12 protein-coding genes are annotated in these 9,898 nt (G+C 32.0%); 11 read left to right on the top strand and 1 reads right to left on the bottom strand.

Going from position 1 to position 9,898, the window contains the following annotated elements; translation table 11 throughout:
* Window positions 1–478: 478 nt before the first annotated feature.
* On the bottom strand, window positions 479–970 hold the full coding sequence (locus D2K62_RS15965) for a cysteine hydrolase family protein (RefSeq protein WP_117161749.1): 492 nt from the start codon (window positions 968–970) through the stop codon (window positions 479–481).
* Window positions 971–1,077: 107 nt separating this feature from the next.
* Here D2K62_RS15965 and D2K62_RS15960 point away from each other — a divergent pair, with 107 nt between their 5' ends.
* The 11 genes from D2K62_RS15960 (at window position 1,078) to D2K62_RS15910 (ending at window position 9,884) form a co-directional block, all read left to right on the top strand.
* Window positions 1,078–2,016 (top strand): helix-turn-helix transcriptional regulator, encoded by a 939-nt coding sequence (locus D2K62_RS15960; protein WP_198671314.1) that lies wholly within the window; start codon window positions 1,078–1,080, stop codon window positions 2,014–2,016.
* Between the two features lie 429 nt (window positions 2,017–2,445).
* The gene (locus tag D2K62_RS15955; RefSeq protein WP_117161747.1) at window positions 2,446–3,222 is read left to right on the top strand and encodes an SDR family oxidoreductase; all 777 of its coding nucleotides are present in this window, start codon (window positions 2,446–2,448) and stop codon (window positions 3,220–3,222) included.
* Between the two features lie 224 nt (window positions 3,223–3,446).
* Window positions 3,447–3,731 (top strand): hypothetical protein, encoded by a 285-nt coding sequence (locus D2K62_RS15950; protein ID WP_117161746.1) that lies wholly within the window; start codon window positions 3,447–3,449, stop codon window positions 3,729–3,731.
* 112 nt (window positions 3,732–3,843) lie between these two features.
* Window positions 3,844–3,972 (top strand): hypothetical protein, encoded by a 129-nt coding sequence (locus D2K62_RS19325; RefSeq protein ID WP_255421376.1) that lies wholly within the window; start codon window positions 3,844–3,846, stop codon window positions 3,970–3,972.
* A 179-nt stretch (window positions 3,973–4,151) separates the two neighbouring features.
* Window positions 4,152–4,421, top strand: a complete 270-nt coding sequence (locus tag D2K62_RS15945; protein WP_117161745.1) for a hypothetical protein — start codon at window positions 4,152–4,154, stop codon at window positions 4,419–4,421.
* A 475-nt stretch (window positions 4,422–4,896) separates the two neighbouring features.
* Complete coding sequence (locus tag D2K62_RS15940) at window positions 4,897–5,433, top strand: HAD-IIIA family hydrolase (RefSeq protein WP_117161744.1); 537 nt, start codon at window positions 4,897–4,899, stop codon at window positions 5,431–5,433.
* A 647-nt stretch (window positions 5,434–6,080) separates the two neighbouring features.
* Window positions 6,081–6,275 (top strand): hypothetical protein, encoded by a 195-nt coding sequence (locus tag D2K62_RS15930; protein WP_117161742.1) that lies wholly within the window; start codon window positions 6,081–6,083, stop codon window positions 6,273–6,275.
* 161 nt (window positions 6,276–6,436) lie between these two features.
* Complete coding sequence (locus D2K62_RS15925; RefSeq protein WP_117161741.1) at window positions 6,437–7,690, top strand: aminopeptidase; 1,254 nt, start codon at window positions 6,437–6,439, stop codon at window positions 7,688–7,690.
* A gap of 232 nt (window positions 7,691–7,922) precedes the next feature.
* On the top strand, window positions 7,923–8,489 hold the full coding sequence (locus D2K62_RS15920; protein WP_117161740.1) for a histidine phosphatase family protein: 567 nt from the start codon (window positions 7,923–7,925) through the stop codon (window positions 8,487–8,489).
* A gap of 210 nt (window positions 8,490–8,699) precedes the next feature.
* Window positions 8,700–9,218, top strand: a complete 519-nt coding sequence (locus D2K62_RS15915; protein WP_117161739.1) for a DinB family protein — start codon at window positions 8,700–8,702, stop codon at window positions 9,216–9,218.
* A gap of 192 nt (window positions 9,219–9,410) precedes the next feature.
* Window positions 9,411–9,884: a GNAT family N-acetyltransferase gene (locus D2K62_RS15910; RefSeq protein ID WP_117161738.1), complete on the top strand. Its 474-nt coding sequence runs from the start codon at window positions 9,411–9,413 to the stop codon at window positions 9,882–9,884.
* Window positions 9,885–9,898: the final 14 nt, after the last annotated feature.

Here is a 9,898-nt window from a genome sequence, read left to right as displayed (position 1 = left end):
CAAATCTAATAATACATAGAATTGAATGAATTGGATTAGTTGGAACGCCGTATGCGGTGAAAGTCGCATGTACGGTGTGAACAGGGGGAAAAGGGAGCGATAACTTCAAACCCTTACCTATCTGTATCAATAAGAAAAATAATAATAGCGACTATATAGAGTGTCAGTAATCAGTGATTGGGGTAGTGATATGGGGAAGAAAATATGGTTATTAATTGTTGAGAGTTTGAGTGTCTTAAAAAAGAAGACATATTCCCTTTAGCCCAGGGAATATGTCTTCTTTTTTAATGCAATAAATGTGCTTTTTGTAAACATGTTGATGGTACCCCAAATAGTATTGCAGAAAAAGCCTTCAAGAAAATATTAAAGGTAAATGTAAGAGATATATTCTATTTCTTAAATGGAATATTCAACAATTCTGGAACTGTGACAAACTCGTACCCTTGCCCTCTGGACGATTAAATGGACCTGAAAACTCTTAAATCACTAAGTCATTCAAAGAAATTATCTCGCTTCCTTTACTTTCATAATAGTCTATCATACCATCAATTTTCTTTTTATCATAACTGGTAATGCAATCTGATAGTACACTAACCCCATAGTTTGATTTACGTAAGTTAAAGCAAGTTGACTTAACACAAGCAATAGCATCTCCTCCAGTGAGGTAGAAGTCGTCTATTTCATTTTTACTAATAAAGTCTGTGAATTCTACACTTGTTAATGCGTTTCCTTTATATTTTGTAAAAACATTTTCTGATACTATTTTCAAATCTGGAGCTAATTCGGCACCTCGTGTACCTGTTTTAAAAGTTCTCGTCCCTGATGACAAATTCTCATGTCTTATATAAACAACATGAATATTATTTTCGACCGCCCAATCAATTGATTTGTTGATATTGTCAATGATATCTTTGTAATTCTTTGTCATGTCATTTTGAATATCAATTATTACTAAAGCTTTTTTCTGCATAATACTTCCTCCTAATTTAATTATGAAAATTCTCTTAACTCGATACTGTCTTCAGTATATAATGTAATAGTGACAAATGATGACATAATTAGAAAAGGATGAAAATCTTGAGTAAGGCAATTAGATTAAATGAATTAAGGTTGTATATTAATCGAGTCAAAAAGTTTAAGGTAGATGATTTAGTAAATGAATTTAATGTTTCAAGAAGAACGATTCTTAGGGATTTAGAAGAACTAAGTATTTTAGGGGTTCCATTAATTTCAAAGGTAGGAGCTAATGGTGGATATCAAGTTTTGGAAGAAAAGAATCTACTTGCTGTCTCTTTTACAAAAGAGGAAACTTTCTCTATCTTTTTTGCTCTTTTGTCTTTAAAACACTTTATTAGCCTACCTTTTGAATCGGAATATAATTCAATCATAAAAAAATTCTATCTGAACCTAAACGGAAAGATGAAAGATGAAATTGATTTAATCAAAAACAAGATTGATTTTAAAATAGATAATCAGAGTAAAGAAAGTCCCCTATTAAAAGAGCTGTTTATGGCGGCAATAGGAAATGAGCCGCTTTGGATTTCTTACTTGGGGGTTAAAAGAGAAATTCAACCAGTTGGATTATTTTCTCAGTATGGAAGATGGTATTGTCCTTCGTATTGTTATCTTAGGAAGGAATTTAGACTTTTTCGTTGCGATAGAATATCAGAGCTCGGATTAAGTGTAAGAAATGACAAGATGAATCTAAAAGAAACCAACTTAAATGATATTATTAACATTTTAACAACAAAAAAAGAGTATGAGCTTATTGTGGAATTAACACCAGAAGGTTTAGAAAAATATAAATCTAATCTTTCGCTATATTATCAAATATCAATAGACAGTAAAGGATATGGAGTCATTAAGGGTTCAATAAGTGAAACAGAAATAGACTTTTTGGCTGACTATTTCATACAAATGGGAAAGCATGCAAAAGTAGTTGAACCCATACAGTTAAGAGCTGAAATAAAAAAGAAAATTTTAGTGTTGAGTGATTTATACCCTGATTTGGTATAGGAAACAAATGAGCTTATTCAACTAATGGGTGCTTTAGTAAAATTACGAGTTGCAATGTTGCAGCTCTTTTTTTGTAAAAAATGATGTTAAACGAAGGGGGAGTTACTTGAATTAGAACAACATAAAATTGCACTTAAATTTAATGTTGTGATATTTTCTTTTTTTGTTAAAATAAAACAGTGGAAATATATTGAAAGGGGATAAAGATTCTAATGTGGATGAACTTGTAATGATTAGAAATTGGATAGATTAATTTTTACTCTCATTAATGAGGGTTATTTGACTATCTATAATCACTCAAGGACTGCATTATTTGGTTTCAAAAACCCTTTTTAAAAGAATGGATACCTTTTATGTGTCTGGCTTTTTAGTGGGACAATTATATCTCCTGTTGACCTTATTTATGCGTCCTTCATTTGGAGGAATATTATAATGAACCAATTAAAAGATAAAATTGCAATTATTACAGGTGTAAGCCGTCTTAAAGGAATTGGAGCAGCTATTTGTAAGGAGTTAGCTGAGACGGGTTATCATATCTTTTTTACTTATTGGACGGAATATGATAAAAAAATGCCTTGGAGTATTAAATTAGATGAACCATTAAAGTTAAAAAAAGAATTAATGCAAAAAGGAGTTAAGGTGTCATGTATGGAGTTAGATTTAACTGAAAAAGATGCAGCTGAACGACTTCTAACAAGTGTTGTTGACCAACTTGGCTATCCTGATATTTTAATTAATAACGCAGCTTACTCAACTAATAACGATTTTTCTAATTTAACTGCCGAAGTATTAGATAAACATTACTTGGTAAATGTTCGTGCGACGACATTATTGAGTGGTATATTTGCTCAAAGGTTTGATAAGAAATCAGGTGGAAGAATAGTCAATATTACTTCAGGTCAGTTTCAAGGACCAATGCCTGGTGAATTAGCTTATGCAACAACAAAGGGAGCTATTGATGCTCTAACTATTACATTGTCGGCTGAACTAGCCCCGTTAGGTATAACAGTCAATGCAATAAATCCAGGTCCAACTGATACTGGCTGGATGACAGAGGAAATAAAAACTCAATTAAAACCGATGTTTCCTTTTGGTAGAATGGGGGAACCAAAAGATGTTGCAAAAACCATTAAATTTCTAGTGAGTGATGAAGCAGATTGGATTACAGGTCAGATTATACATTCAGAAGGTGGATTTAAAAGATAAACTAAACAAAAGGCACTTACTTTGGAGCCTTTTTGTTGTATAAAATAGTAGTATTATGAGTTTGTGAACTATTGTACTTAAAGTAACGGGTAGCAAGAGCTGAACAATGAGTTATTGATTGGCATCTCCTTTTGTATTAACAGGTATGTGGGATATGATTGAAACTTTTTTGATAAAGATTCGTAATAGCTATTAAAAGGAAATTAAAATGGAAGGGTGGAAGTTTGAAACAATCATTTTTATATGGATTAATATCACTAGGTTTAATAGCAATAATTTCGATATTTAGTATTGAGTTATTTTTGAAAGTAACAGCTGTAATTTCGATTGGAACTGTAATAATTTCAGCATTATTTTTGAGAACTCTAATTCGAGGAAAAGAGTATAATGTTAATTCAAATCCAAGTGATGAACGTGAAGATAGATATGTTGGATTAGTTGTTGCAACATTCGGTTTTCCTTACTTAATTATGTTTATTATTATTCTCGTGTTTTCAAATTATATCTAACTTTTTATTCAACTATTGGGTGCTTTAGTAGAACAAGGAGTTGTCTATTTGACAGCTCTTATTGCTTATTGAAGTAACGCCGCAGGAATGTTGAATAAGGGAGGTTATAAAAATGAATTTGGACAAGAAAGATAAAGATTTAGGAGACTTAAACAAGAAGAAAGATTTTACTGATACATATGGGTTTATTTTTATATGTGTAATAATCGCAGGTTTTGTTTCGGTTTTTATTATTAAATAGTTCACAGCATTGATTAATGGAAGCGTTCCTGCAGTAAGACAGGGACGCTTATGTAAGTAAAACAGAAGAAATACACTTAAAGTAACGGGTGCGGCACTATAACAAGTTAATTAAAAGAAAATTTTAAACTTTTTTGTATCTAATTTGTGTTTATAGCAAGGGATAGGAGGGATTTTAAAATGAAAAAAGTATTTAAAGCTACGTATGAAGGACACCAAATTCAAGTAGTGAATACTTGGTTTAATGGGGAAAAGTTATATGTTGATGGAAAGTTACAAGACGTAAATATTGGTCTTGGACTAACAAGAGCGACTTTGACTGGTATCTTAAAAAGCAGTAATGATCTCACTGAAAATATTAAAGTAAGCATTGGAGGTTGGTTCACAGTAAATTGCAATATTTTTGTTGATAATGTTTTAATTTATCCAAAACAGGCACATAAAGAATAGCTACTTGTGAAGAAAAACACTTAAACAAACGGGTGCCTTTACTTTAATAAGGTGAATGCACCCTTGTTTCACTAACGAAGTATTTAGTTAAAAAAAGTAAATGATTAAAAACATAGTTATATGAAAGAAAGGAAATGAGGTGAATATATGAAAACACTATCACCATTTATATTTTTAGTCCTTCTATATTGGTATTCTTTTCATTCAAATGATATTAGTTTCTTGCATAAACCTATTGTCTCTATCTTTTTATACATCACATCAATAATAGTTTGTGCTTTAATGATAATAAATGTAAAGAAAATGAGAACGAAATAAAGCAAAAACATGAAGATGTGTACGGTCTTTTACGAGAAGAATATATAAAAAGTTATTAAAGTAATGGGTGCTTTACTTCAATAAGACGCCTAATCAAAAGACATTTAAATTTTCATGTAAATATTTAGTAAGTACATGTACAGGGAGAGAAGAGCTAATGAAAAATGAACGGAAAATAGAAGCTATATTTTTAGACAGAGATGGAACAATTGGAGGAGATGACACTGTACATTATCCAGGAACATTTGAATTATTTCCATACACACAAAATTTGATAGATGAACTAAAGAAAGCTGGTGTAAAATTATTCTCATTTACCAATCAACCAGGGATTTCAGAAAGGAAAGCAACTATACAGGACTTTACTGAGGAACTAATTAGATTTGGTTTCGATGATGTTTTTATCTGTCCACATAGCCATAGTGAAGGTTGCATTTGCAGAAAGCCAAATACAGCTATGCTTATCAACGGTGCAAAAAAATATAATTTAAACTTGGAAAATTGTGTAGTCATTGGGGACAGATGGAGTGATATGTTAGCTGGTGCTAAAGTCAAATGTATTAAAATACTTGTAAAAACAGGGGCAGGTCAATCAGCATTAAATGAACACTATGACAAAATAAAAGATATAAAAATTGAATATATTGCAGAAAACCTCAAAGATGGAGTAGAGTGGCTTAACATTCAAAATTAATTTGTATATTGAAAAATTACGTTTTTGCGAGTGTTTTTTGAGAAAGATATTACAATTAACAGGTAGTTGTTAATCTATATACTTAAATAAACGGGTTCTTTAGTAAATAAGGACTGGTCGCTTCGATTGTTCCTATATTCTTATTCAAGTAAAGGCCAGGATTATTGAATAAGAAAGGGGAGAGGTTTCGTGGAAAAGGTTAAAATCCATCCGTTAATAATATTGGCTTTAATAATAAGTTCTATCTCGATGGCACTTTATGCTTATCGAAACTATAGTAATCAGGAAATAGGCTCTGGGATAGTATTTACAGTATTATTTATCTTTTTAGTCGGATTGGTCATTCATAGTATTATGAGGAATAAAAAAATAAATAATGAAAATACCAAATGAATTCAATCTTATTGAACAAACGGGGGCAATAGTTGAACAAACTGTCGCTGCAATTGTTCAACTTACTGGCAGGTAAATAGTATAAGAAAATAAGGACCAAAATAGTTCTCTTATACAACCGAGTCATCTATTAAAATCATGATTCAATCATCGCTAAGTCACTTGTAGCGGTTTCATTTGTTGGGTTTATATTTTTGTTAATTCCATCATTAAAGTCAACCTTGAATTAATAGAAAGAATCAGGAGGCGAGTATATGAATTTATCCATTTTTAAAGATAGTAAATTTTCTATCGGAATTATTTCTTCTTTTATATTAAGTCTTATAGCAGTAATAACCGCAGCTACATTAGACAATGAGTATTGGGTTGTATTTATTGTTCCTTCATATATATTATTATTTTTAAGTATTCGAAGAGCAGATAAATTATATAAGGAAAAAGGTAAATAAAAAAGAATTGATCCCAAAACTAACTATGGCTTATTAAACTATAGGGTGCAATAGTAAAATGAGCTATCGCTGACCATTGTTAAATTAACGAAGCAGTTTAGTTCAAGCAGTTCATGGTTCTGTAGTCAAATTATACAAGAACATCACAGGGGAGATATTAAATGATTAAAGGAGTATATGAATTTATAAGTGAAGCACAGTTAAAAAAGTATGCAGAACTTGCTGTACGAGCTGGTGTAAATCTGCAAAAAAATCAATTATTGATTATTCATAGTGATATACAAAATGCTACGTTTGCACGTCTAATCCAAACGGTAGCCTACGAAGCAGGAGCTTCAAATGTTTTTATAGATTGGACAGATGAACAGTCTACCAAAGAATTTTATTTAAATGCAGCAGATAGTGTCATCGATCACTTTTCAGAATGGCAGGCTATCCGTTTTAAGGATTGGAACGATGCTGGTGCTGCTTACATCCATATTATTTCGGAAAACTTAGATGTCTTTAAGGAGATTTCTACAGAGAGGATAAGTCGTTTCCAAAAAGCTTCTCGTACCAAATTGAGGGATCATTATGCGAAAATCAGATTCCACGAGGTACGCTGGTGTATTCTAGCTGTCCCGCACGTTTTATGGGCAACTAAAGTATTTCCCAACCTAAGTAAAGAAGAAGCTTTACAATCATTATGGAAATTAATTTTAAAAGGATCTCGGGCAGATGGAAAAAATCCTATAAAAGATTGGGAGAGTCACAATGGAGCTTTCGAGTCTCGAAAAAAAATCCTAAATAAGAGCCAATTTGAAGCCCTGCATTTTACAAATAACTATGGAACTGATTTATTAGTTGGTCTACCTAAAAATCATCGCTATATCGGTGGGGGTGTCATAGATGAAAATGGATTACCTTTCTTTCCGAACATTCCTACGGAAGAAATATTTACCGCTCCCCATAAAAATAAGGTGAATGGCAAATTGGTAGGTACTAAACCTCTTATCTTTGGGGGAAGTGTCATCGATGAATTTTATCTAATTTTTAAAGATGGACGGATTACCGACTATTATGCCGCAAAGGGACAAGAAGTGTTACAAAATCTCATTGAAACAGACGAAGGTTCGCATTATCTAGGTGAAATTGCCTTGGTCTCTAATAAATCTCCTCTTGCTCAGGCAGATACTCTTTTTTACAATACCTTGTTTGATGAAAATACAGCCTGTCATATTGGAATCGGAAATGCATCTCCTTCCAATATTCAAAATGGCATTGACCAATCTGAAGAAGAGTTGAAGGCAGCGGGTCTGAATACTTCACTTTTGTTAGTCAATGTGACCTTTGGTACCGAAGATATGAAAGTAGTGGGTATTAAAGAAGGTGGAACTGAAGTTCTGCTAATGAAGGATGGGAAATTCCAATTCTAAATCGTCTACAAAACAGAGAAAACTGATTTTTTGTGGATTATACTTAGTGCTAGTTATAATGAAAACAAACTGGACAGTATTCCTCAATGAAATCTTTAAAAGGAAAATCTGCAATTACTTGGGGACTTTTAGAAGATTGGGAAATGCTTATTTTTAAATAAATGGGCTTATCTTGAACAAGACATGTAGCCTTCTTGGATTTTAGTTGAAGAAGCATCTAAGGGGGAGAAAGATGTATACCACTGTTTATATGATAAGACACGCAAAATCGCCATTTGTTTTTGGACAAGAAAGAACAAGGAAACTATCCTTCCAAGGTGAAACAGATTCAAAGAATGTCACGAATGTAATGAATGACAAGATAATTGATGTAATTGTTTCAAGTCCATATACAAGAGCGATACAAACAATTGAAGGAATTGCCAATGCTAAAAATATAGAAATAAAATTATTTGAAGAATTGAAAGAAAGGCAATTAAAAGGGTCTTATAAACTACCAGAAAAAGAAATACAACAGGCTATAAAAAAATCCTTTGAAGATATTGATTTCTATTTATCAGGCGGAGAGTCTGTAAGAGACGTACAAAATCGAGCTTTACCTGTATTCAAAGACCTTTTACATAATTATGAGGGAAAGACGGTTGTTATAGGGACTCACGGGAATGTAATGACAATTATTATGAACTATTTCAATGCCGAGTACGGATATAATTTTTGGGAAAGCACATCTAAACCAGATATATATGAGTTGAAATTTTTAAATACAAAACTTCAGTTTGTAAAAAGATTGTGGAATTAAAGCTATTTTACTAACGGGTGCTTACTTTAATATGCTGAATACAGTCTTGATTCTACTAAAGAAGCAAGTTAATTGAAAATTTGTGTGTGTAACTTGAGTTCAAGAATCGGATCAATTTAGTGAAAATTAAGGTTGCCTTAGAATAAGGATCTGAGTCTGCTATATCGGTATCGTTTAGCTGAAAGATAATAAACGAATGGGGTGATATTAATGTACACAACAGAAGACCTAATTAATGACTTTGAAAGCTTTAACCTCTATGTGAGTTCATTGAAGGCAATTGAGGAGACTCTTTTCTTTGAACCAATTGCAGAAGGTAAATGGTCTATAGCGGAGATCTTTAGTCATATATCATTTTGGGATAGGTACATTCGCGAAGAAACGTTGCCACAAATGAAAACTAATGCAGTCATTGAAAGTATTGATTTTGAAACATTAAATAAACAAGCAGCAAAATACGCATTATCTGGTGTATCACAAAAGAACTTACTTCAACAAAAACTTGAAGAAAGAACTCGGCTTGCATCTGTGTTAAGAAAAAAAGATGAGGAGGAGTTTTTTGCAAAGTTCACACTGAATGGAGAAGAGATCGATAAGTATTCAGGTTACCCGCATACCATTTTTAATTATATAGCAGGATTTCAATGGCATGACAATCACCATAAACAGCAAATTGATGAGTTTTTGAAAGAAAAGGGAGTGGAGTTGAGGGTTCATAAAAACATGTAGCTTCTGTTATGACGCTACTGGCAAGATTATTTAGAAGAAAAGTGGTGATGAACATGGCTAAAGAAATTACTTTTAATAAAAAATTGCTGTAAATGTTTTTGTTTTTTCATTATTGGCCGAGTAGCTATAGCAGCAATCTACTATTTGTTTGTAAATTAGATTAGTAAGCTAAAAACAAAAGGAGACACACGAATGGAAATTGAAACAAATAGATTAAGAATTATATCTTGTACAGCAGAAACAGTCGAAACTGCTATAAACCAAAACTATGATAATGGACCTGAAATATCAAACTATTTGGAGCGGTTAAATAAAGATTCTTCTATACTAAACTGGGGGAGTTGGATGGTTGTTCGTAAATCTGATGATACAGTAGTAGGAGATATAGGTTTTAAAGAGAAACCAGATGAAAACGGAGTAGTTGAAATTGGTTATGGTTTCCTCAAAGATTATTGGAATAATGGTTATGCTACGGAAGCTGTTGAAGCATTAATAAAATGGGCTTTTAGTACATCTAAAGTAGAAAAAGTAATAGCTGATACACTGCAAGATAATTATGGTTCTATTCGAGTTTTAGAAAAATTGGGTATGAAAAAAGTTGGATATACAGAAAAAGTAATTGATTGGGAATTATCGAAGAAGGAAAAGTTATATATTAACAATTAAATTATTATAAGTTA

Source organism: Paraliobacillus sp. X-1268 (assembly GCF_003426095.1).
GTDB lineage: Bacteria > Bacillota > Bacilli > Bacillales > Amphibacillaceae > Paraliobacillus_A > Paraliobacillus_A zengyii.
Note: the sequence above shows the minus strand (reverse complement) of the source record. Positions and strands in the feature narration are given on the sequence as shown.

Bases quoted from the DNA above. Each gene is read 5' to 3' on its own strand.
- D2K62_RS15925 (WP_117161741.1), top strand. From the start codon at position 6,437: ATGATTAAAGGAGTATATGAATTTATAAGTGAAGCACAGTTAAAAAAG.
- D2K62_RS15945 (WP_117161745.1), top strand. From the start codon at position 4,152: ATGAAAAAAGTATTTAAAGCTACGTATGAAGGACACCAAATTCAAGTA.
- D2K62_RS15930 (WP_117161742.1), top strand. From the start codon at position 6,081: ATGAATTTATCCATTTTTAAAGATAGTAAATTTTCTATCGGAATTATT.
- D2K62_RS15940 (WP_117161744.1), top strand. From the start codon at position 4,897: ATGAAAAATGAACGGAAAATAGAAGCTATATTTTTAGACAGAGATGGA.
- D2K62_RS15915 (WP_117161739.1), top strand. From the start codon at position 8,700: ATGTACACAACAGAAGACCTAATTAATGACTTTGAAAGCTTTAACCTC.
- D2K62_RS19325 (WP_255421376.1), top strand. From the start codon at position 3,844: ATGAATTTGGACAAGAAAGATAAAGATTTAGGAGACTTAAACAAGAAG.
- D2K62_RS15910 (WP_117161738.1), top strand. From the start codon at position 9,411: ATGGAAATTGAAACAAATAGATTAAGAATTATATCTTGTACAGCAGAA.
- D2K62_RS15965 (WP_117161749.1), bottom strand. From the start codon at position 970: ATGCAGAAAAAAGCTTTAGTAATAATTGATATTCAAAATGACATGACA.
- D2K62_RS15920 (WP_117161740.1), top strand. From the start codon at position 7,923: ATGTATACCACTGTTTATATGATAAGACACGCAAAATCGCCATTTGTT.